This is a genomic window from Streptomyces sp. B15 (assembly GCF_018070605.1).
GTDB lineage: Bacteria > Actinomycetota > Actinomycetes > Streptomycetales > Streptomycetaceae > Streptomyces > Streptomyces smyrnaeus.
Genome location: NZ_JAGPXJ010000104.1, coordinates 1 through 21683, shown reverse-complemented (window position 1 = coordinate 21683; position 21683 = coordinate 1). Strand labels below are relative to the sequence as shown.

Here is a 21683-nt window from a genome sequence, read left to right as displayed (position 1 = left end):
GCCGGAAGCGCGCCCGTGCCGCGGGGCGGCGCCAGCCCGCGGGCCGCGACACCGCAGCGCTGCAGCGCCCGGTGCGGGCGGCACCGGGCAGCGCGGGGAGGGAGGGGACGCATCGGGCGGCAGGGTGATCTGTGAAGGGAGCATCCCTGGGGCCTGGGGCCTGGGGCCTGGCCCGAGGGCAGGCAACTGGCGGGCAGGGACAGGCCGGTCAGCCGTTGCGGGGTGAGGGCAGCGCTCCCGGACGCGGCTCCGGGCGGGCGTCACGGTAGGTGTCCTGGCGAACGTCATGGCGCGGTTCGTGGCGGGCGTCATGACGGGTCTCGTGCCGGGTTTCGTGGCGCGGCTCGTGCCGGGTGTCGTACGGCTGCGGGGACGGGGGCTGCTGCGGGATGGAGCGGGCGGCAGGCACCGCGGGGGGCCGTGGAGCCGTCGCCGTACCGGGAGTTGCGGGCAGCGCACGGGCGGCGGCGGACATCGGCTCGGGCTGCCGGGGCACGCCCGGGGCGGGCGAGGGGGACGGCGCGGTCGACGGAGCCGCGGTGGAGGTCTCGACGCCCTCGGGGGAGTTGCGCGTGCTGCCGCGCCGGGAAGAACCGTACCTGCGGTGCACGGCCTGCTTGGTGACGCCCAGCGCCGAGCCCACGGCGTCCCAGGAGAAGCCGAGCGAACGGTCGAAGTCCACCGCCGCCGTCACCAGCGTCTCGACGCTGTCGCGTAGTTCCTGGGCGAGCCTGACGGTCGGCGCGGGAGCGCGGCCGTAGACGACGAAGCCCGCGGAGGGGCCGGTGCGCCGTGGGCGATAGACGTTGCCCAACTGCGCCGTGAGGGTGCGCAGCGCGTCCACCTGCCGGCGGACCCGCTCGATGTCCCGCACCAGAAGGTGCAGGCTTGCCCGCGCCTGGGCGTCGTGGGTTGCGTGGTCGGCCATGAAGAAGCCTCTCGGACCGGCTGACATGGAGGTGTTCAGCTAGGGGGTGTTCAGCTGTGGTGCTGGATGGGGTGACTGGCTGTGGGGGTGGGGGCGAGGCCGCGTCGCGTGGGCGGGGCGGCGCTCGGTTCGGTCAATCTGACTTGACCAACGCCGCGATGGGCTCTCTGGTCACGCTGCGGGGGCGCGGAAGGGGCATCGACAGGGCGCGCGGGTGCCCGCACGCCCCCTCGGGTAGCGGCGTCGCGCTGACCGTAAACTGGGCTGTCTTTCCATGCTGTCCGGGCAGTCCACGCGCTCCGCGCACGCCGGTGCTCCGCGGGCTCCGCGCACTCCGTGGCCTCCGGGCAGCCCACGCTTTCCACGGGTGAGAGGTAGTTCGCCACTGATGAGGCTCGTCTTCGCAGGCACCCCCGAGGTCGCCGTCCCCGCGCTCGACACATTGATCGCCTCCGAGCGGCACGAGGTCGCCGCCGTGGTCACCCGGCCCGATGCCCGTGCGGGGCGCGGTAGGCGGCTGGTGCCCAGCCCGGTGGCCCAGCGGGCGGAGGAGGAGGGCATCGAGGTGCTCAAGCCCACGCGCCCACGGGACGAGGACTTCCTGGCGCGGCTGCGCGACATCGGGCCCGACTGCTGCCCCGTCGTCGCCTACGGCGCCCTGCTGCCCCGTGTCGCGCTCGACGTGCCCGCCAAGGGGTGGGTCAATCTGCACTTCTCGCTGCTGCCCGCCTGGCGCGGCGCGGCGCCCGTGCAGCACGCGCTGCTGGCGGGGGACGAGATGAGCGGCGCCACCACGTTCCTCATCGAGGAAGGGCTGGACTCCGGGCCCGTCTACGGCGTGGTGACCGAGGAGGTACGCCCCAGGGACACCAGCGGCGATCTGCTCACCCGGCTCGCCTTCGCGGGCGCCGGGCTGCTGGCCGCCACCATGGACGGCATCGAGGACGGCACGCTGCAGGCGGTGCCGCAGCCGGAGGAAGGCATCTCCCTCGCGCCGAAGATCACCGTGGAGGACGCCAGGATCGATTGGGCGGGGCCGGCGCTGCGCGTCGACCGCGTGGTGCGGGCGTGTTCGCCCGCGCCCGGAGCGTGGACCGTCTTCCGCGGGGAGCGGCTGAAGGTGCGCTCGCTGGCGCCGGCCCCGGACGCCGTTGTGGACGGGGCGACCCCCGGCGAGCTGCGTATCGGCAAGAACTCGGTGCATGTCGCCACCGGCTCGCACCCCGTCGAGCTGGAGTGGGTCCAGCCGCAGGGCAAGAAGCCGATGCGAGCGGCGGACTGGGCCCGCGGTACGCGCATCGAGGAGGGCGCCCGCTTCGACGTCGCCGTCTCCTGAGCCGGGTGCGACCGTGCCCGTCTCCTGAGCCGGGTGCGACCGGTGCTCGCTTCCGGGTGGCCGGGTCGTAGGGTGGACGTTCGACCCTGCGACACCCCGCGAAGCACCAACCCTCATCTTGCGGAGCACCTTCAGCTGTGAGCACTCATCCCCGCCGGGGCGGCAACCGGTATCGGCGCCCGCGCAAGGACCCCGTCCGCATCCTCGCCTTCGAGGCGCTACGGGCCGTGGACGAGCGGGACGCCTATGCGAACCTCGTCCTTCCCCCGCTGCTGCGCAAGGCCCGCGAGAAGGATCCCGCGCACGGCGGTCTCGACGCACGGGACGCCGCGCTGGCCACCGAGCTGGTGTACGGCACGCTGCGCAGGCAGGGCACCTACGACGCGATCATCGCCGAGTGCGTCGACCGGCCGCTGCGCGAGGTGGACCCGCCCGTGCTGGACGTCCTCTCGCTCGGAACCCACCAGTTGCTGGGCACCCGCATTCCGCAGCACGCCGCGGTGAGCGCGACCGTCGAACTGGCCCGCGTGGTGCTGGGCGACGGGCGGGCGAAGTTCGTCAACGCGGTGCTGCGGCGCATCGCGGCCGACGACCTGGACGGCTGGCTGGAGCGGATCGCGCCGCCGTACGACGACGATCCGGAGGAGCATCTGGCGCTGCGCCACGCGCACCCGCGCTGGGTGGTCTCCGCGCTGTGGGACGCGCTGGGTGCACCCGCGACGGGAGCTGGCGGAGGCGGGCGCAAGGACATCACCGCGCTGCTGGAGGCCGACAACGAGCGGCCCGAGGTCACCCTGGTCGCCAGGCCGGGACGGGCCACCCCCGAGGAACTGCTCACCGCTGTGGACAGCGCGGCGGTGGGCAACGCCCAGGCGGGGCACCCCGCGGCGGGGCACACCGAAGCCGGCGAGGACACCGGGACAGAGGACACCGGGACAGGGGGCGTCGGGCGGCAGAGCGCCGCAGGCAGGGCCGTGCCGGGGCGCTGGTCGCCGTACGCGGTGCGGCTGACCGAAGGCGGTGAGCCCGGCGCGCTGGAGGCCGTACGCGAGGGCAGAGCGGGCGTGCAGGACGAGGGCAGCCAGCTTGTCGCCCTCGCCCTCGCCAACGCGCCGCTGGAGGGCTCCGACACCCGGTGGCTCGACTCCTGCGCGGGCCCGGGCGGCAAGGCCGCGCTGCTGGGCGCGCTGGCGGCCGAGCGCGGCGCGGCGCTGCTCGCGTCCGAGAAGCAGCCGCACCGCGCCCGTCTCGTCGCCCGGGCGCTGGAGGGGAACCCCGGTCCCTGGGCGGTCGTCAGCGCGGACGGTACCCGGCCGGCCTGGACGCCCGGCAGCTTCGACCGGGTGCTCGTCGACGTCCCCTGCACCGGGTTGGGGGCGTTGCGGCGCAGGCCCGAGGCACGCTGGCGGCGCACTCCCGAGGACCTGGCGGGGTTCGCGCCGTTGCAGCGCGGACTGCTGCGGCAGGCGCTCCAGGCGGCGCGGATCGGCGGGGTCGTCGCGTATGTGACCTGCTCCCCGCATCTGGCGGAGACCCGCGCCGTGGTGGACGACGTGCTGCGCGGGCCGGCGAAGGAGCGGGACACCGCGGAGCCGGGGACGACGGCCGCGGAGCCGGTGGACGCGCGCCCGCTGCTGCCGGGCGTGCCCGAGCTGGGGGAGGGACCCGACATCCAGCTGTGGCCGCATCTGCACGGAACCGACGCGATGTACCTGGCGCTGCTGCGCCGCACCGCCTGATCATCTCGAACGCCCACACGGAATACTGGTAGCCATGGCTCAGATCAACCCCAGCATCCTGTCCGCCGACTTCGCACGCCTCGCCGAGGAGGCGCGGCGTGTCGAAGGCACCGACGGGGCGGCCGGCGCCGACTGGCTCCACGTCGATGTCATGGACAACCACTTCGTGCCCAATCTGACCCTGGGCACGCCCGTGGTCGAGTCGCTGCGCAAGGCGACGGACATCCCGCTGGACTGCCATCTGATGATCGAGGAGCCGGACCGCTGGGCGCCCGCCTATGTGGAGGCCGGGGCCGGTTCCGTCACCTTTCACGCGGAGGCCGCGGCGGCGCCGGTGCGGCTGGCCCGGGAGGTCCGGGCCAAGGGAGCGCGCGCCTCGATGGCGCTGAAGCCCGCCACCCCGATCGAGCCGTACGAGGACCTGCTGCCCGAGCTGGACATGCTGCTGGTGATGACGGTGGAGCCGGGCTTCGGCGGACAGGCGTTCCTGGACATCATGCTGCCGAAGATCCGCCGGACGCGGCAGCTCATCGACAAGCACGGCCTGCAGCTGTGGCTGCAGGTCGACGGCGGCGTCTCGGCCTCCACCATCGAGCGCTGCGCCGAGGCGGGTGCCGATGTGTTCGTGGCGGGTTCGGCCGTCTACGGCGCGGACGATCCGGCAGCGGCCGTCCGCGCGCTGCGGCAGCAGGCCGAGGAAGCGGCGGGGTCGGGACGGGAGGGCTGAGGTGAACGCTGGGTGACCGCGGTCACACACGTCAGGGGATCTGCAAGGATGAACGCGCGGCGCGAGTGTGCCGACCGTGCGTACGTGGGCACGACAGCAAGACAGTGAGGTGAGAGCGGTGTCGTCGGGGCGAGCCACGCGAATGGGACCCGCCGAACTCATGCAGGCTGCGGCGATGGCGCGCCGCTTCTATCTGGAGGGCAAATCCAAGATCCAGATCGCCGACGAGTTCGGGGTCAGCCGCTTCAAGGTGGCCCGGGTCCTGGAGACCGCGCTCGAGCGTGACCTGGTGCGTATCGAGATCCGGGTGCCCGCCGAGCTGGACGCCGAGCGCTCGGACGCGCTCCGCGCCCGTTTCGGCCTGCGGCACGCGGTGGTCGTCGAGTCGCCCACCGAGGCCGTGGACGACGCGGCGGACCCGGAGAACCTCGGCGAGGTCGCCGCCGATCTGCTCGGCGAGCTGGTCACCGATGGTGATGTGCTGGGGCTGGCCTGGGGCCGCTCCACCATCCACATGGCGACCGCGCTACGCCAGTTGCCGCCCTGCACCGTCGTCCAGCTGACGGGGGTGTACGACGCAGGTACGGCCGACCGCGGCTCCGTGGAGGCCGTACGCCGGGCGGCCGAGGTCGCCGGGGGAGAGGCGCACCCCATCTACGCGCCGATGCTGCTGCCGGACAGCGCCACCGCGTCCGCGCTGCGCAGCCAGACGGGCATCGCCCGTGCCTTCGAGTACTTCGACAAGGTCACCGTGGCGGCCGTGTCCATCGGTTCCTGGGAGCCGGGGATCTCCACGGTGCACGACATGCTCAGCGCCAAGGAGCGCGACCATTACTCGTCGCTGGGGGTGGCCGCCGAGATGTCGGCCCATCTCTTCGACGCGCAGGGCCGGCGGATCGGTCGGGACCTGGGGGAACGCTGCATCACCGTGGAGGCGGAGCGGCTGCGCCGGATCCCGGAGGTCGTCGCCATCGCGGGAGGGCACCGCAAGGCGGCGGCCATCGGCGCGGTGCTCCGCTCGGGCCTGGTCACCAGCCTGGTGACGGACACCGCGGCAGCCGACTGGCTGCTGAACGAGGAACAGCCGGGCCCCCGTCCGGCGTTGGAGCGTACGGACCCGGACAGCACCGCCGCTTCGTAGCGGTCCGGGTCCCAGAAGGTTCTCAGAAGGGCAGTACGCCATGACGACCAAGAGCACCAAGCTGCCGGGGCTGGGCAAGCAGTACGACATCACCACCCGGACCGGGCGGCACATCTCGGTGGTGGCGCACCAGGACGGCCGCCGGTTCCTGGGCTTCTACCGGGAGGACGACCCGGACGCCTGCCAGGCGACGGTCCAGCTGGACGGTGAGGAGGCAGCCTCCCTCGCGGAGATCCTCGCCCCGGGCGAGAGCCCCAGGCTGGGCACGTGCGAGCTGGAGATCGACCTGGTCACCGTCCGCATCCCGATGTCCGGCCAGTCGCCGTACAGCGGTGAGCTGCTGGGGGCCACCCAGGCGCGCACCCGCACCGGCGCCTCCATCGTCGCCGTGCTGCGCCGTACCGGCCCCGTCCCTTCGCCGGGCCCGGACTTCCGCCTGGAGGCCGGGGACACCCTGGTGGCCGTCGGTACCCGCGAGGGAGTCGACGAGCTGACCCGGATCATTGCCGGAACCTGACCCGGATCATCGCCGGAACCCGACCGGATCGTCGGCGGAACCGGGCCGGACGGCCGCCCGGCCCGGAGCGGGCGCGGCCGCCCGGTCCGGGCCGCCGTCGGCACATCTGAGCCGTTCCGGACAGCCGCTGGACAACTGAAAGGCCCTCTGTGCACGACACCACCGTTCTGCTGATCGAACTCGGCGCCGTCATCCTGGGCCTGGGACTGGTCGGCCGCTTCGCGGGCCGGATCGGGCTCTCCCCGATTCCGCTGTATCTGCTGGGCGGCCTGGCCTTCGGGCACGGCGGCGTCTTCCCGCTGAAGGCCAGCGAGGGGTTCATCGAGGTCGGCGCGGAGATCGGGGTGATCCTACTCCTGCTGCTGCTCGGCCTGGAGTACAGCGCCTCGGAGCTGGTGACCAGCCTGAAGACCCAGTACCCGTCCGGGATCGTGGACTTCGCGCTGAACGCGGTGCCGGGTGCGGTGGCCGCGCTGCTGCTGGGCTGGGGGCCGGTCGCGGCCGTCGCGCTCGCGGGCGTCACCTGGATCTCCTCGTCCGGTGTCATCGCCAAGGTGCTCACCGATCTGGGGCGGCTCGGCAACCGGGAGACACCGGTCATCCTGGGCGTGCTCGTCATCGAGGACCTGTCCATGGCCCTCTATCTGCCGCTGCTGACCGCGCTGGTGGCCGGGCTCGGGGTGGCGGGGACCAGCGTGGCGATGATCATCGCGGTCGGCACCGTGGGCCTCGTACTGTTCGCGGCGCTGCGGTTCGGGCGGCACATCAGCCGCGCCGTCAGCTCCGACACGCCCGAGATGCTGCTGCTCGTCGTTCTCGGGCTGACCCTGCTGATCGCCGGTATCGCAGCGAAGCTCCAGGTCTCGGCGGCCGTCGGCGCCTTCCTGGTGGGTATCGCGCTGTCCGGGGAGACGGCGGAGAACGCGCGCAGTCTGCTCACGCCGCTGCGTGATCTGTTCGCCGCCGTCTTCTTCGTCTTCTTCGGACTCAACACCGCGCCGTCCGAGATTCCCCCGGTGCTGCTGCCCGCATTGGCGCTGGCGGCCGTCACCGTGGTCACCAAGGTGATCACCGGCTGGTACGCGGCGGGCCGCGCCGGGGTGGGCAGCAAGGGCAGGCTGCGGGCCGGCGGGGCGCTGGTGGCACGGGGCGAGTTCTCCATCGTCATCGCGGGGCTCGCCGCGAGCACGGACGCGCGGATCACTCCGCTGGCGACCGCGTATGTGATGATCCTGGTGATCTTCGGCCCGCTGACGGCCCGCTGGACCGAGCCCGTCGTACGCGGCGCCAAGGGGCTGGTCGACGCCCGACGCACCCGCCGGGAGACCGAGCGCGCGGGGACCGGGCAGCGCGGAGGGTCCACACCCGGTGCGGGGGAAGCCACCGCCCCGGACCCGGTGGGCGGTACCGGTCACCCCTCGTAGTCGCCACCCCGGGTGAGCGGCTGCCCGGCAGCCCTGTCCGCTGCGGCCTCCCACGATCCCGGCCTCCCACGATCCCGGCCTCCCACGATCCCGGCCTCCCGGCCTCGTACGATCCCACCAGCGCGTCCCCGGTACTCCGGCGGAACGTCCGTGGTCGTATGGATGTGCGGTCGTGGGAGAATGAAGTACGTGCGTTTCCTCAATGATCAGCGGCCCCCGTACGACCTGACGTACGACGACGTCTTCATGGTGCCCAACCGCTCCGCGGTCGGCTCCCGGCAGGGCGTGGACCTGTCCTCGCCCGACGGGACGGGCACCACGATCCCGCTGGTGGTCGCCAACATGACCGCCATCGCCGGACGCCGGATGGCCGAGACCGTGGCCCGCCGCGGCGGGCTCGTGGTGATCCCCCAGGACATCCCGATCGACGTCGTCACCGAGGTCATCGGCTGGGTCAAACAGCGGCACCACGTCCTGGACACCCCCATCACCCTCGCGCCCACCCAGACCGTGGCCGACGCGCTCTCGCTGCTGCCCAAGCGGGCACACGGCGCGGGTGTCGTGGTCCGCGACGGCCGGCCCGTGGGCGTCGTCACCGAGTCGGACCTGACCGGCGTCGACCGCTTCACCCAGCTCTCCGAGGTCATGACGGCCGAGCCGATGGTGCTGGACGCGGACATCGACCCGCGTGACGCCTTCACCAAGCTGGACGCCGCCCACTTCAAGTTCGCCCCCGCCGTGGACGCCGACGGCAAGCTCGTCGGCATCCTCACCCGCAAGGGCGCGCTGCGGGCCACGCTCTACACCCCCGCCGTCGACGCCGACGGCGCCCTGCGGGTCGCCGCTGCCGTCGGCATCAACGGCGAGGTCGTCGCGCGGGCCAAGGCGCTGCTCGACGCGGGCGTCGACACCCTGGTCGTCGACACCGCCCACGGCCACCAGGAGGGCATGCTGGAGGCGCTGAAGGCCGTCCGCGGCCTCGACCCGGCGGTGCCGATCGTGGCGGGCAACGTGGTCGCCGCCGAGGGCGTGCGCGACCTCGTCGACGCGGGCGCGGACATCATCAAGGTCGGCGTCGGCCCCGGCGCGATGTGCACCACCCGCATGATGACCGGCGTCGGCCGGCCGCAGTTCTCCGCCGTCCTGGAGTGCGCCGCCGAGGCGCGCAAGTACGGCAAGCACGTATGGGCCGACGGCGGGGTGCGCCACCCCCGCGATGTCGCCATGGCGCTGGCGGCCGGGGCCTCCAACGTGATGATCGGCTCCTGGTTCGCCGGCACCTACGAGTCCCCGGGCGACCTGCAGCAGTCCGCCGACGGGCGGTTCTACAAGGAGTCCTTCGGCATGGCCTCGGCCCGTGCCGTGCGCAACAGGACCGCAGAGGAGTCCGCCTACGACCGGGCCCGCAAGGGGCTGTTCGAGGAGGGCATCTCCACCTCCAGGATGTTCCTGGACCCGGCACGCCCCGGCGTCGAGGACCTGATCGACTCGATCATCGCCGGCGTCCGCTCCGCCTGCACCTACGCGGGCGCCGCGACGCTGGACGAGTTCACCCGGAACGCCGTCGTCGGTGTGCAGAGCGCCGCCGGCTACGCGGAGGGCAAGCCGCTGCACGCCAGCTGGTGACCTGACCCCGCGACGACGGCGGCGAGCATCGTCGTCCTGCCCCACGCCGAACTCCTTCCGCAGCGCGCGGACCACCGCGGCGGCGACCAGGGCGTGTCCGGTGTCGTCGGGGTGAACGCCGTCGGCCAGCTGCTCGGCGGTGACCAGGCCGGCGCCCGGGAGCAGGGCGAGGCTGTCGTCGCCCCCGGCGATCCGGGCGCGGACGGCCCCCTCCTGCGCACTCCGCAGGTCGGCGAGGGTGGCGCCCAGGGCGTTCGGGGTGTGCTCGGCCTCCGGGCGCTGCAGCGGCGAGACGACCAGCAGCGGGGTGTGTGGGTGGCCGGTGCGCACGAGCCGCAGGAACGCGCTGGTCATCTGCGCCATCAGCGCCGCCGAATACGGCACGCCCGTCCAGCAGTTGCAGCCGAATGCCATGGTGAGCGCCGCGCCCGGCAGCGTGGCGAGCTGCTGGGCGGTGGCCGGTTCGCCGTGCGCGGAGCCGGTGTAGCCGAGGTTGACGGTGTCCCAGCCCAGCTCGCGGCCCGCGAGTGCCGCCCAGCCGCGGGAGGGTGCCGTCGCCGACCAGCCCTCGGTGATCGAGTCGCCGTACACCAGCCAGCGCGGGCGCGGCGGTGCCGGCTCGGCACCGCGCACCGCCAGCAGCACCGGGGCGTACGCCTCTGGGGTGTGGAGCACTCCGGGTCCGCCCGGCCAGTCGACGCGCAGCACCCGCACCTCCTCCCGAGGGGTCTCCGGGAGCAGGGCGACCCGTGCCCCGTCCGGCCGCAGCGCCTCCCAGGCGCGGCAGCCGTCGCGCAGCGCGTCGACCGTTCCCAGGGCGCCGGCGCGGTAGCGGACCTCGAAGGGGCCCGGGGCGGTGAACTCCAGCCGGATCCCCACCGGTATCGCGGCGCGGGCCCACAGCTCCAGCGGCAGCCGCTGGGCGTCCGCCGGGTCGGCCCGCACGCAGCGCTCACCGTCCCACCAGCTCACACCCCGTACGAAGGGCCTGGCGTGCTGCCAGTCGCCGACCACATCTGCCACGCCGTTCCCGGTCCTTTCGTCGTGTTCTACTGTCGCCGTGTCACTGAACGATCTCGACGAACGTATCGTCCACGCCCTCGCCGAGGATGCCCGCCGCACCTACGCCGACATCGGAGCCGAGGTCGGCCTGTCAGCACCCGCCGTGAAACGCCGGGTGGACCGGCTGCGGGAGCGGGGCGCGATCACCGGGTTCACCGTGCGGGTCGACCCCTCCGCGCTGGGGTGGCAGACGGAGGGATTCATCGAGATGTACTGCCGCTCTCGGACCTCGCCGGAGGATATCCACCGGGCGCTGTCCCACTATCCCGAGGTGGCGGCGGCCTCCACCGTCACAGGGGAGGCCGACGCGCTGGTGCAGGTCTTCGCGGCCGACATGCGGCACTTCGAGGCCGTGCTGGAACGGATCGCCGGGGAGCCGTTCGTCGAGCGCACCAAGTCGGTGCTGGTGCTCTCCCCGCTGCTGCGCCGCTACAACGCCGGTCCTCCGCTGTAGCAGCCGCCGTACGCGCAACGGATCGCCGCGTTCCCGATTGAGCACGCAACAGAATGCGGGTCCACTCGCAAGATCCACCGCTTGTGGCGCTCCCCGGCCGACCGTAGCGTCGAAGGTGTGCGAATCGCTCTCCACCAGACCCGTTCCCAGCCCCGCACGCCGGGCTCCCCGGGCCTGACCGCCCTCGAGAACGCTGCCCGGGAAACCGCCGCGCGGGGTGCCCGGCTGCTGGTCACCCCGGAGCTCTCCCTCACCGGCTACGCGCTCCCGGATCCGGCCCAGCTGGCCGAGCCGGCGCAGGGCCCCGGCGCCGCGGCCGTCTCCCGGATCGCCCGGCAGCACGGTGTGGCCATCGCCTACGGCTACCCCGAGCGTGGCGAGGGCGGGGCGCTCCACAACTCCGTGCAGCTCATCGGCCCGGACGGTGCCGCACGCGCGAACTACCGCAAGACGCACCTGTACGGCCCGTACGAGGCCGAGCACTACACCCCCGGCGATCAGCTGCCCGTCCAGGCGGAGCTGGACGGCATCCGGTTCGGGCTGCTGATCTGCTACGACGTGGAGTTCCCGGAGGCCGTCCGGGCTCACGCCCTGGCCGGCACCGACGTACTGCTGGTGCCGACGGCGCTGATGCGGCCGTACGAGACCGTCGCCGAGACCCTCGTGGTGGCGCGCGCGGTGGAGAGCCAGCTGTATGTCGCGTACGCCAACCGCGTCGACCGCGAGGGCGAGTTCGACTTCGCGGGCCTGAGCTGTCTGGCCGCGCCCGACGGCACCGTCCCGGTGCGCGCCGCCGGCAGCGGCGAGGCCCTGCTCGTCGCCGACATCGACCCCGCGGCGCTGCGGGCCTCCCGCGAGCGCAACCCGTATCTGGCCGACCGTCGCCCCGAGCTGTACGCGCACTAGCCGCGCGGGCCGCGTCCACGCCGGCCGCCGCGCCCCTCCCGTACCCGGTATCACCAGGAGCGAGACCCCTCATGACCTCCACCGTGCCCACCGCCGCCCACGAGCACGACGAGCAGCAGGACACCGCCCAGCAGGGCGGGCAGCGCCCGCTGACCATGTTCGGCCCCGACTTCCCGTTCGCCTACGACGACTTCCTGGCGCACCCGGCCGGTCTCGGCTCCGTACCGCCGACCGAGCACGGCTCCGAGGTCGCCGTCATCGGCGGCGGCCTCTCGGGCCTGGTGGCGGCGTACGAGCTGATGAAGATGGGGCTCAAGCCGGTCGTCTACGAGGCCGACCAGCTCGGCGGACGGCTGCGGACGGCCACCTTCGAGGGTGGCGACCCCTCGCTGAACGCCGAGATGGGCGCCATGCGCTTCCCGCCGTCCTCGACCGCGCTCCAGTACTACATCGACCTCGCGCAGCTGGAGACCAAGCCGTTCCCCAACCCGCTGGCGCCCGACACCCCCTCCACCGTCGTGGACCTCAAGGGCGAGTCGCACTACGCCCGCACGCTGGAGGACCTGCCGTCCGTCTACCACCAGGTGATGGACGCGTGGAACGCGTGCCTGGAGGAGGGTGCCGACTTCTCCGCGATGCAGCAGGCGATACGCGAGCGGGACGTGCCCCGCATCCGCGAGATCTGGTCGGAGCTGGTGGAGAAGCTGGACAACCAGACCTTCTACGGCTTCCTGTGCGACTCGGCGGCCTTCTCCTCCTTCCGGCACCGGGAGATCTTCGGCCAGGTCGGGTTCGGCACCGGCGGCTGGGACACCGACTTCCCCAACTCCATCCTGGAGATCCTGCGCGTCGTCTACACCGGCGCCGACGACGACCACCGCGGCATCGTCGGCGGCTGCCAGCAGCTGCCGCTGCGGCTGTGGGAGCGCGAGCCCGGCAAGCTCGTCCACTGGCCGCAGGGCACCAGCCTCAAGTCGCTGCACCTGGGCGGCAAGCACCGCCCCGCCGTCACCCGACTGCACCGTACGGCGGGCAACCGCGTGACGGTCACCGACGCGGACGGCGACATCCGCACCTACCGGGCCGCCGTCTTCACCGCCCAGTCCTGGCTGCTGCTGAGCCGGATCGACTGCGACGACGCGCTGCTGCCCATCGACCACTGGACGGCGGTGGAGCGCACCCACTACATGGAGTCCTCCAAGCTGTTCGTACCCGTGGACCGGCCGTTCTGGCTCGATACGGACCCGCGCACCGGGCGCGACACGATGAGCATGACCCTCACCGACCGGATGACGCGCGGCACCTACCTGCTGGACGACGGCCCCGACAAGCCGGCCGTGATCTGCCTGTCGTACACGTGGTGCGACGACAGCCTCAAGTGGCTGCCGCTGGACGCCAACGAGCGGATGGAGGTGATGCTCAAGTCGCTCGGCGAGATCTATCCCGGGGTCGACATCCGCAAGCACATCACCGGCAACCCGCTCACCGTCTCCTGGGAGGACGAGCCGTACTTCCTCGGCGCGTTCAAGGCCAACCTGCCGGGCCACTACCGCTACCAGCGGCGGCTGTTCACCCACTTCATGCAGGAGTCCCTCCCCGACGACCGGCGCGGACTCTTCCTCGCCGGAGACGACATCTCCTGGACGGCGGGCTGGGCCGAGGGCGCCGTGCAGACGGCGCTCAACGCCGTCTGGGGCGTCATGCACCACCTGGGCGGCACCACCGACCCCGCCAACCCGGGGCCGGGGGACGTCTTCGGCCAGATCGAGCCGGTGCGGCTCCCGGAGGACTGACGAAGGAGCGGGGAGGCGGGGCGGGGCTCAGTGCCACAGCGGTGTCAGCAGGCAGCGCCCCGCCATGCCCACCGTCGCGTCCAGCCCCTCCGCCATCTCCTCCAGCAACTCCCCGCACACCCGCAGTCCCCACAGCGCGCGGAAGGACACCCACGCACCGGCCCGCGCCCGTTCCAGACTCCACGAGCCGATCAGATGGGTCAGCGGGTCGGCGACGTCCAGCAGGTCGGGGCCCGGCATCAGATCCTCGCGGATGCGCTCCTCCAGGCCTGTCAGCAGTTCCCCGATCCGTTCGAAATCCGCCTCCAGATCGTCGGGGTCGGCGTCCACCGCCCGGCAGGTGTCCACCAGAGCGAGCGGCAGGTCGTGGCCGATGTGCGCATTGATGCCCGCCAGCGCGAACTGCAGCGGATGGATGGAGGGGTGGCGCCGGAAGCGGAAGAGCGGCCGCCAGCACGAGGGCATCCGCAGCCCGGCAGCCTCGGCGTCCACCGCGTCCAGGAAGCGCCGGGCGAACCGGGTGCCCAGCTCGCCGGTGGCGGCCCGGTCCTCGAAGTGTCCGGCGACCAGGCGCCGTTCCAGCTCCGCCGTCACCGACAGGTACACCCGGTTGAAGACCGCCACACCGTCCTGCCGGGGCAGCGTCGCGCCGATCTCCCGCATCTGGGCCGTCACTTCGGCGATGGGTGCCGACGTCACCGCGCGCTGCGCGGGCACCTGATCCGTAGAGGTCATGCCCGCAGCCTGGCAGCCGCCTGCTCCCGATGGGGGCAGCCCCGCCCGTACGGCCCCCGGACGGAGGACGGATCCGCCGCCGGCAATCCGTCCGCAAGCCGCCTGCCGGCCGTCGGTAAGCCCTCGGCAAGCCGTCGGTAATGCGGGTGCGGCGCCGTGTGCGGGCGTGATACGTCACCTGTCATGACCGACGCCCTTGCCGCAGTTGCCGATCTGTACACCGAACGCCTCGTACTGCACCCCATGACGCCCGAGGAGGCCGAGCGCGTGGTGGCCGAGACGCCGGGCGCCGGCGATCCGTGGGGGCCCGAGTACCCGGACGTGATGGATGTGAAGGGCGCCACGGATCTGCTGAAGGCGTGTGCGACCACCGGCGACCCGCGCCCCTTCGGTAACTACGAGATACGGCGCCGCGCCGACGGCCGCGCCATCGGCGGCATCGGCTTCAACCGGACACCCGACGCCGAGGGCACCGTCACCGTCGGCTACTCCCTCAACGCCTCGGCACGCGGCAAGGGTTACGCCTCCGAGGCCCTGCGCGCCCTGCTCGCCTTCGCCTGGTCCCGGGGCGTCACCCTGGTCCAGGCCGACGCCGACCTCGACAACCTCGCCTCGCAACATGTGATGACGGCCGTCGGCATGCGGGTGGTGGGGGAGGACCACCGGGTCCGGTACTTCGAGATGAGGGCGCCTGACGACGCCGCCGCTCAGCTCGGTTCCCGGCCCTCGTCGTAGCCGCTGGTGCCCTCGTCCAACAGCGGCTCCTGGGCCTTGAGGTGCGGCGGGGCCAGCGCCTTGAGGGCGTGGTAGCCGGTGAGGACGACGAGCGTGCCCAGGGCGATGCCGCCGAGTTCGAAGGTGTCGGTGAACTTCAGGTCGACACCGCCGATGCCGATGATGATGCCCGCCGCGACCGGCACCAGATTCAGCGGATTGCGCATGTCGACACCGTTGTTGATCCAGATCTGCGCGCCGAGCAGCCCGATCATGCCGTAGAGGATGACGGTGATACCGCCGAGCACCCCGCCCGGGATGGCAGCCACCACGGCCCCGAACTTGGGGCAGAGCCCGAAGAGCAGCGCGAAGCAGGCGGCGGCCCAGTAGGCGGCCGTCGAGTAGACCCGGGTCGCGGCCATGACACCGATGTTCTCCGAGTACGTCGTCGTGGCCGGGCCGCCGAACGCCGTCGACAGCACGCTGCCGGCCCCGTCCGCGGAGATCGCGGTGCCGAGCTTGTCGTCCAGCGGGTCGCCGGTCATCTCACCGACCGCCTTGACGTGCCCCGCGTTCTCGGCCACCAGCGCGATCACCACCGGCAGCGCCACCAGGACGGGCGACCAGGAGAATTCGGGGGCGTGCACGGAGGGCAGCCCGAACCAGTCGGCCTTGCCCACGGCCGACAGGTCCAGGCGCCAGTGGTCCACCGTCTTGCCGCCGGCGTCCGGTGAATGGATCCGGCCGAAGACCGTGTCGAACGCCCACGACATCAGATAGCCGGCCACCAGCCCCAGGAAGATCGCGATCCGCGACCAGAAGCCGCGCAGACACACCACCGCGAGCCCGGTCAGCAGCATGGTCAGCAGCGCCGTCCACTGGTCCTGCGGCCAGTACGTCGAAGCGGTGACCGGGGCGAGATTGAAGCCGATCAGCATGACGACCGCGCCGGTCACCACGGGCGGCATCACCGCGTGGATGATCCGCGCGCCGAACTTCTGCACGGCCAGACCGACGAGGAAGAGTGCGGCGCCGACCACCAAAATCGCGCCGGTCACCGTGGCACTGCTGCCGCCCTGGCCGCGGATGACCGCGGCCACGCCCACGAAGGAGAGGCTGCACCCCAGATAGCTCGGCACCCGGCCGCGGGTCGCCAGCAGGAAGACCATCGTCGCGAGGCCGGACATCATGATCGCCAGGTTCGGGTCCAGCCCCATGAGGACCGGTGCCACGAAGCTGGCACCGAACATCGCCACCACGTGCTGGGCGCCGAGCCCCGCCGTACGCGGCCACGACAGCCGCTCGTCCGGGCGCACCACCGCGCCGGGCGCCGGGACGCGCCCGTCGCCGTGCACCGTCCACCGCACGCCGAGCCCGCGCATGCCGCTCCGTCCCTTGGCCGATTTTGATCGCCGCACATACTAGTCCGACCGCTCACGGCCCGGCGCCGCGGTGGAGGGCGCCCCGAAGAGGCCCGGGGAACCGCTCCACCGACCTCCGGCCGGGAGGGGGCCCGTGGGCGCTCCGTCAGGTGCGGAGCACCCTCGCTCCGGCCACCAGGCCCAGCAGCAGCGCGGTGACGACGCCGAAGGACACCGACAGCGAGGTCGACTCGGCGATCCAGCCGACGACGGCGGGAGCGGCCAGCCCGGAGGCGTAGGCCAGGGTGGCGACTCCCGCGATGGCCTGGCCGGGGGCGGCCGTGGCGGTGCGGCCCGCCGCCGCGAAGCACAGCGGGACGACCACCGCGATCCCGACCCCGACCAGGGCGAACCCGGCGACGGCCGCGGCCGGTGTCCGTGCGGCGACCACCAGCACGGCGCCCGCTGTGGCGAGCACACCGCCCACCCGTACCGTCGCCACCGGGCCGAACCGGCGCACCACGGCGTCGCCCGACAGCCGGGCGAGCGCCATCGTGCAGGCGAAGGCCGTGTAGGCGGAGGCGGCCAGGCCGGGTCCGGCGTCCGTCACATCGGCCAGATAGATACCGGACCAGTCCATCGAGGCGCCCTCGGCGAACACCGCGCAGAAGCCGAGCAGCCCGATCGCCAGCACCCCGCGCGAGGGCAGCGCGAAGCGGGGTGGGGCCTTGGCCTCGTCCTCGCCGCCCGATCCGGCAGCCGGGAGTTCGGCGCCGCGGTCGTCCTCCCCGGGGGTCCACCGGGCCGCGACCACCGCCACCGCGGCCAGCACCGGGGCCGCCGCTCCCAGGTGCCACCGCCCGTCCAGCCCGGCGTGCGCGGCGATCACGCCTCCCGCGCCGCCCAGCAGCGTCCCCACGCTCCACAGTCCGTGCAGCGCGGACATCACGGAGCGGCCGTACTCCGCCTCGACCCGCACGCCCTGGGCGTTCATCGCGACGTCCATCAGGCCGAGCCCGCAGCCGTACACGAACAGCGCCAGGCACAGCCAGCCCAGGGCGGGGGCCAGCGGCGGCAGCACCAGACCGGCGCAGCAGGCCAGCGAGACGGCGGCGAGTGCGCGGCGCGGGCCGTAGCGGTGTGCCAGCCCCGCGGAGAGCGGCATGGCCGCGGAGGCCCCGGCCGTCATGAACACCAGCGCCAGGCCCAGCCAGCCCGGGCTCAGATCCAGATGTTCGCGGAGCCAGGGAATGCGGGTGGCGAAGGTGCCGCTCGCCATCCCGTGCACCGCGAAGACGATCGAGACCGCCACCCTTCCGGCCCGTGCGGCCGGTGCCGGGCGCCCGGCGGTGCCGGACCCCGCCGGGCGCCCGGGCGGGCCGGACCCGGTTCCCCCGGGCGGCGCCGTCCTGGTGTGCGGCTGAGTCTCGCCGCACACCCCCGCTCCTGCGCGCTGCCCCGCCCCTGCCCGCGGCTGCGGACCGGCGTTCGGCTCCGGCCCGTCGTCACCTGTCCGCATCTCGTCTCCCTGCCGCACCTGCCGCCCCCCGAGCCGTCCGTACCGTGCACCCATGACCGCCCCGCTGCCGCACCCGCGCCACGGCCGCGGGGGCGGGCCCGCGCAGATCGTGCCCCGATCGGGTACCGCTCGAACTCCTGCGGTGGCTGCCAACGCATGTGGTGAGACGTGGCTGCTGTGAGTCACCACACAGGCTCCGCTCGCATGGTCCCCACCCCGGCGTGGCAGACTTGTGGGTATCTCCCGGCCACTGGCTGGGGGAGTACCAGTGACGTCAGCGCACTCCGGGGTCGGTGAAAGTCCGAACCGGCGGTTACAGTCCGCGACCCGGCCGCAGCCAGCGGTCGGTTGACCAGGTGAGATTCCTGGACCGACGGTGAAAGTCCGGATGGGAGGCAGTGCGCGGCGGACCGCGAACCGGTGCACCGCCGAGGTTGCGGTCCCGTTCCGGAGCGAGCAGAAGCGCCGGAGTGGGATCTTGACCGTCCCGGCAGGTCGTTCCCCCCGCGCGTCCGTCCCAAGTCCCGCAGCGCCCCGGAGTCCGTGCCCGAAGAGGCAGGAGGATCCGGTGGCCCCCCACCCCCAAGCGCCGTACGCGCCGCAGGCGGAGCGCGACGCGATGCGCCGTGCCATCGCTCTTGCCGCGCGGGGACTCGGCTCCACCAGCCCCAACCCCGTCGTCGGCTGCGTCGTCCTCGACCAGGCCGGGCGCACCGTGGGGGAGGGCTGGCACCAGCGGGCCGGCGGCCCGCACGCGGAGGTCCACGCGCTCGCCGAGGCGGGCGAGGACGCGCGTGACGGCACCGCTGTCGTCACTCTCGAACCCTGCGACCACACCGGACGCACCGGCCCCTGCTCGCAGGCGCTCATCGACGCGGGCGTCTCCCGTGTCGTCTACGCCGTCTCCGACCCCACTCCGGGCGCCGCGGGCGGAGCGCTGTCGCTCGCCGCGGCCGGTATCGACGTCGAGGGCGGCCTGCTGGCCGACGAGGCGGCTGCGGGCAACGCCGCCTGGCTGACCTCCGAACTGCACGGCCGCCCGTATGTGACCTGGAAGTACGCCGCCTCGCTCGACGGCCGCACCGCTGCCGCCGACGGCTCCAGCCGCTGGATCACCTCAGCCGAGGCGCGTGCGGATGTGCACCGGCTGCGCGCCGAGTCCGACGCCGTCCTGGTCGGCTCCGGTACGGCCCGCGCCGACGACCCGCATCTGGCCGTCCGCGACGTCCCCGGCGCCGTCCAGCCGCTCCGCGTCGTCGTCGACACCGAGGCGACCGTGGTCAGGGCCGGAGCTCGGGTTCTCGACGACGTGGCACCCACGCTGATCGCCGTCGCCCAGGACGCCGACACCGCCGCGCTGGAGGCCGCCGCCGGCGCGAGCCCGGCCGAGGTGCTGCGGCTGCCCCGGGCGGCGGACGGCGGACCGGGGCTCGACCTGGACGCGCTGCTGACGGCCCTGCAGACCCGCGACGTGCGCGCCGTGCTGCTGGAGGGCGGCGCCACCCTGGTCGGCTCCTTCGTCTCCGCCGGGCTGGTCGACCGGGTGGTCGGCTACATCGCCCCCGTACTGCTGGGCGCGGGGCCACCCGCGTTGGGGGAGGCCGGAATCAGCACCGTCGCACAGGCGTTGCGGCTCACCGTGAGCGACACCGCGCGGCTCGGCCCGGACCTGCGGATCACCGCGGTCGGCAGCACCGCGCCGCAGACGGCCCGCACGGTCGCCGCCGCCGCGCCCACCGCCACCGCCGCCCCCACCACCACCGTCACTGCCGAGCGGACCGAGCGGTCCCCGCAGTCCCAGCAGACCGAGGAGTCCTGAGTGTTCACCGGAATCGTGGAAGAACTGGGCGAGGTCGTCGCCGTCGAGGAGCAGGGCGCCTCCGCCCGGCTGCGACTGCGCGGACCGCGCGTCACCGCCGACGCACGGCACGGCGACTCGATCGCCGTCAACGGCGTGTGCCTGACCGTCGTCGAGACCGGTGACGGCGAGTTCTCCGCCGACGTCATGGCCGAGACGCTGCACCGCTCCAGCCTCGGGGCGCTCACCGTGGGCTCGCCCGTCAACCTGGAGCGTCCCCTGGCGCTCGGCGGGCGGCTGGACGGCCACCTCGTCCAGGGCCACGTCGACGGCACCGGCACCATCACGGCACGGCACGACGCGGACAGCGGCACGGACCTCACCGTCGGCCTGCCCGAGGGGATGAGCCGGTATCTGGTCGAGAAGGGCTCCATCACCGTCGACGGCATCAGCCTCACGGTCGTGGAGGCCGCCGAGGACCACTTCACCGTCTCCCTCATCCCCACCACGCTGGCGCTCACCACACTCGGCACCAAGCAGCCCGGTGACCCGGTCAACCTGGAGGTCGACGTGCTGGCCAAGTACGTCGAGCGGCTGCTGGGCGCCTCCGCGCGCAACCTCCCGCAGCCGCTGGGCGAGACGCTCTCGCAGCAGAGCGAGGCGACCCGATGAGCGGCTTCCACTGGCTGAACCAGGAGGCGTTCTCGGCCTTCGGCCAGCACGTCATCTGGTCCGACATGCTCGGCAACCTCATGGGGCTGCTCGGGCTGGCGCTGGGCTGGCGGCGCTCCATAGGCACCTGGCCCGTGCAACTGCTGTCCGGGCTGATACTCGTGGGCGCCTTCGCCTCCGCCCAGCTGGCGGGCGGCGTCGGAAAGCAGCTTCTGGTCATGGCGGTCGCGCTGTGGGGCTGGCGCCAGTGGCGGCGCGGCAAGCAGCAGGCGCAGGACGGTTCCATCGCCGTACGGTTCGCCACCTGGCGCGAACGCGGCCTGCTGGCGCTCGGCACCGCGCTGGGAACCGCCGCCGTGGGCACCCTCTTCACTCTCGTCCCGGCCCTCTCCTGGAGCCCCTGGGCGGACGCCTACATCTTCGTCGGCACGCTGGCGGCCATGGTGGCCCAGGCCCGTGGACTGGTGGAGTTCTGGTTCGCCTGGCTGCTGGTGGACGTGGTCGGCGTGCCGCTCGCCTTCAGCAGCGGGCTGGCCTTCTCCGGCCTGGTCTACGTCGTCTACCTCGGCCTCGTCCTGTGGGGTCTGCGCGCCTGGTGGCAGCGCTCCCGGGTGGACGCCCGCGCGGCCGCCGTCAGCACGGAGCCCGCGCTCAACTCCGCCGGAGCGGCGCTGTGAACGCCGGCCGGAGCCGCGCAGCGGACGCGGAGCACGCCACCGAAGCGCACCACCAAGGAAGGAGCACGCCCATGACCGCGCTGCCGAACTGGTACGACGCGCCACCCGCCCCACGCGTCCCGGTCCCGGAGGAACCGGCGGAGGCGGACGGGGCGTTCGTGCTCACCCTCGACCCCGTGGCGGAGGCGATCCGGGACATCGGCGAGGGCCGCCCGGTCGTGGTCGTCGACGACGAGAGCCGGGAGAACGAGGGCGACCTGGTGATGGCCGCCGAGCTGATCACCCCCGAGGCCGTCGCCTTCATGATGAGCGAGTGCCGCGGGCTGATCTGCACCCCGATGGAAGGGGCCGACCTCGACCGGCTGGCGCTGCCGCAGATGGTCGCCGAGAACACCGAGTCCATGGGCACCGCGTTCACCGTCACCGTCGACGCGACCAGCGCCCACGGCGTCACCACCGGCATCTCGGCGGCCGACCGCGCCGCCACCATCCGGCTGCTCGCCGACCCCGACTCCGCACCGCGGGACTTCGTCCGCCCCGGGCACGCCTTCCCC

19 protein-coding genes, 1 pseudogene and 1 riboswitch are annotated in these 21683 nt (G+C 73.2%); of the genes and pseudogenes, 15 read left to right on the top strand and 5 right to left on the bottom strand.

The genetic code is table 11. The annotated features are described in order from the left end of the window. Positions 1–208 precede the first annotated feature (208 nt). On the bottom strand, positions 209–928 hold the full coding sequence (locus KBY19_RS31310) for a hypothetical protein (protein WP_099886321.1): 720 nt from the start codon (positions 926–928) through the stop codon (positions 209–211). Positions 929–1316: 388 nt separating this feature from the next. On the opposite strand from KBY19_RS31310, the gene fmt reads away from it, so the two are divergent. From fmt to KBY19_RS31275, 7 genes are all read left to right on the top strand, one after another. Next, positions 1317–2264, top strand: coding sequence for a methionyl-tRNA formyltransferase (gene fmt / locus KBY19_RS31305; RefSeq protein ID WP_210967193.1), 948 nt, complete (start codon positions 1317–1319; stop codon positions 2262–2264). Positions 2265–2401: 137 nt separating this feature from the next. Then, positions 2402–4003: an RsmB/NOP family class I SAM-dependent RNA methyltransferase gene (locus KBY19_RS31300; protein ID WP_099878623.1), complete on the top strand. Its 1602-nt coding sequence runs from the start codon at positions 2402–2404 to the stop codon at positions 4001–4003. A 34-nt stretch (positions 4004–4037) separates the two neighbouring features. After that, positions 4038–4730, top strand: a complete 693-nt coding sequence (gene rpe / locus KBY19_RS31295) for a ribulose-phosphate 3-epimerase (protein WP_099878621.1) — start codon at positions 4038–4040, stop codon at positions 4728–4730. Between the two features lie 142 nt (positions 4731–4872). Next, complete coding sequence (locus tag KBY19_RS31290) at positions 4873–5871, top strand: sugar-binding transcriptional regulator (RefSeq protein WP_099878619.1); 999 nt, start codon at positions 4873–4875, stop codon at positions 5869–5871. Positions 5872–5911: 40 nt separating this feature from the next. Continuing rightward, a complete protein-coding gene (locus KBY19_RS31285; RefSeq protein ID WP_099878617.1) occupies positions 5912–6388 on the top strand; it encodes a cation:proton antiporter regulatory subunit in 477 nt (158 codons plus the stop codon). A 149-nt stretch (positions 6389–6537) separates the two neighbouring features. Further along, positions 6538–7812, top strand: coding sequence for a cation:proton antiporter (locus tag KBY19_RS31280; protein ID WP_099878615.1), 1275 nt, complete (start codon positions 6538–6540; stop codon positions 7810–7812). Between the two features lie 180 nt (positions 7813–7992). Beyond that, positions 7993–9438 carry a GuaB1 family IMP dehydrogenase-related protein gene (locus KBY19_RS31275; protein ID WP_180289562.1) on the top strand — a complete coding sequence of 482 codons (1446 nt, stop codon included), beginning with the start codon at positions 7993–7995 and terminating at the stop codon, positions 9436–9438. 120 nt (positions 9439–9558) lie between these two features. On the opposite strand, the pseudogene KBY19_RS36995 reads toward KBY19_RS31275, so the two are convergent. Next, a pseudogene (locus KBY19_RS36995) lies at positions 9559–10029 on the bottom strand (GDSL-type esterase/lipase family protein); the annotation flags it as partial. Between the two features lie 469 nt (positions 10030–10498). On the opposite strand from KBY19_RS36995, the gene KBY19_RS31265 reads away from it, so the two are divergent. From KBY19_RS31265 to KBY19_RS31255, 3 genes are all read left to right on the top strand, one after another. Next, a complete protein-coding gene (locus KBY19_RS31265; protein WP_099878611.1) occupies positions 10499–10954 on the top strand; it encodes an Lrp/AsnC family transcriptional regulator in 456 nt (151 codons plus the stop codon). 117 nt (positions 10955–11071) lie between these two features. Continuing rightward, complete coding sequence (locus KBY19_RS31260; RefSeq protein ID WP_099878609.1) at positions 11072–11860, top strand: carbon-nitrogen hydrolase family protein; 789 nt, start codon at positions 11072–11074, stop codon at positions 11858–11860. A gap of 71 nt (positions 11861–11931) precedes the next feature. After that, a complete protein-coding gene (locus KBY19_RS31255; protein ID WP_210967192.1) occupies positions 11932–13653 on the top strand; it encodes an NAD(P)/FAD-dependent oxidoreductase in 1722 nt (573 codons plus the stop codon). A 27-nt stretch (positions 13654–13680) separates the two neighbouring features. On the opposite strand, the gene KBY19_RS31250 is transcribed toward KBY19_RS31255, so the two are convergent. After that, positions 13681–14388, bottom strand: coding sequence for a DUF5995 family protein (locus KBY19_RS31250; RefSeq protein WP_099878605.1), 708 nt, complete (start codon positions 14386–14388; stop codon positions 13681–13683). 183 nt (positions 14389–14571) lie between these two features. On the opposite strand from KBY19_RS31250, the gene KBY19_RS31245 reads away from it, so the two are divergent. Then, complete coding sequence (locus KBY19_RS31245) at positions 14572–15123, top strand: GNAT family N-acetyltransferase (protein ID WP_099878603.1); 552 nt, start codon at positions 14572–14574, stop codon at positions 15121–15123. Here KBY19_RS31245 and KBY19_RS31240 read toward each other — a convergent pair. Together KBY19_RS31240 and KBY19_RS31235 are read right to left on the bottom strand one after the other, a co-directional pair. Next, a complete protein-coding gene (locus KBY19_RS31240) occupies positions 15096–16484 on the bottom strand; it encodes a uracil-xanthine permease family protein (RefSeq protein WP_099878601.1) in 1389 nt (462 codons plus the stop codon). The genes KBY19_RS31245 and KBY19_RS31240 overlap by 28 nt on opposite strands. 145 nt (positions 16485–16629) lie before the next feature. Further along, a complete protein-coding gene (locus tag KBY19_RS31235; RefSeq protein ID WP_210967191.1) occupies positions 16630–17982 on the bottom strand; it encodes an MFS transporter in 1353 nt (450 codons plus the stop codon). 275 nt (positions 17983–18257) lie between these two features. After that, positions 18258–18388, top strand: a riboswitch (FMN riboswitch). 213 nt (positions 18389–18601) lie between these two features. Between KBY19_RS31235 and ribD the strand changes: the two genes are divergently transcribed. From ribD to KBY19_RS31215, 4 genes are all read left to right on the top strand, one after another. Beyond that, on the top strand, positions 18602–19801 hold the full coding sequence (gene ribD / locus KBY19_RS31230; protein WP_210967194.1) for a bifunctional diaminohydroxyphosphoribosylaminopyrimidine deaminase/5-amino-6-(5-phosphoribosylamino)uracil reductase RibD: 1200 nt from the start codon (positions 18602–18604) through the stop codon (positions 19799–19801). After that, positions 19802–20452: a riboflavin synthase gene (locus tag KBY19_RS31225; protein WP_099878598.1), complete on the top strand. Its 651-nt coding sequence runs from the start codon at positions 19802–19804 to the stop codon at positions 20450–20452. After that, positions 20449–21129, top strand: a complete 681-nt coding sequence (locus tag KBY19_RS31220) for a nicotinamide mononucleotide transporter family protein (protein ID WP_099878596.1) — start codon at positions 20449–20451, stop codon at positions 21127–21129. The genes KBY19_RS31225 and KBY19_RS31220 overlap by 4 nt, the downstream gene beginning before the upstream one ends. Positions 21130–21200: 71 nt before the next feature. Further along, positions 21201–21683: 3,4-dihydroxy-2-butanone-4-phosphate synthase (locus KBY19_RS31215; protein WP_210967190.1), on the top strand; the 483-nt coding region annotated here is incomplete at its 3' end.

Coding starts and splice junctions, on each gene's coding strand:
- KBY19_RS31310 (WP_099886321.1), bottom strand. CDS start 928: ATGGCCGACCACGCAACCCACGACGCCCAGGCGCGGGCAAGCCTGCAC.
- fmt (WP_210967193.1), top strand. CDS start 1,317: ATGAGGCTCGTCTTCGCAGGCACCCCCGAGGTCGCCGTCCCCGCGCTC.
- rpe (WP_099878621.1), top strand. CDS start 4,038: ATGGCTCAGATCAACCCCAGCATCCTGTCCGCCGACTTCGCACGCCTC.
- KBY19_RS31290 (WP_099878619.1), top strand. CDS start 4,873: ATGGGACCCGCCGAACTCATGCAGGCTGCGGCGATGGCGCGCCGCTTC.
- KBY19_RS31285 (WP_099878617.1), top strand. CDS start 5,912: ATGACGACCAAGAGCACCAAGCTGCCGGGGCTGGGCAAGCAGTACGAC.
- KBY19_RS31275 (WP_180289562.1), top strand. CDS start 7,993: ATGAAGTACGTGCGTTTCCTCAATGATCAGCGGCCCCCGTACGACCTG.
- KBY19_RS31255 (WP_210967192.1), top strand. CDS start 11,932: ATGACCTCCACCGTGCCCACCGCCGCCCACGAGCACGACGAGCAGCAG.
- KBY19_RS31250 (WP_099878605.1), bottom strand. CDS start 14,388: ATGACCTCTACGGATCAGGTGCCCGCGCAGCGCGCGGTGACGTCGGCA.
- KBY19_RS31245 (WP_099878603.1), top strand. CDS start 14,572: ATGACCGACGCCCTTGCCGCAGTTGCCGATCTGTACACCGAACGCCTC.
- KBY19_RS31240 (WP_099878601.1), bottom strand. CDS start 16,484: ATGCGCGGGCTCGGCGTGCGGTGGACGGTGCACGGCGACGGGCGCGTC.
- KBY19_RS31235 (WP_210967191.1), bottom strand. CDS start 17,982: ATGCGGACAGGTGACGACGGGCCGGAGCCGAACGCCGGTCCGCAGCCG.
- ribD (WP_210967194.1), top strand. CDS start 18,602: ATGCGCCGTGCCATCGCTCTTGCCGCGCGGGGACTCGGCTCCACCAGC.
- KBY19_RS31220 (WP_099878596.1), top strand. CDS start 20,449: ATGAGCGGCTTCCACTGGCTGAACCAGGAGGCGTTCTCGGCCTTCGGC.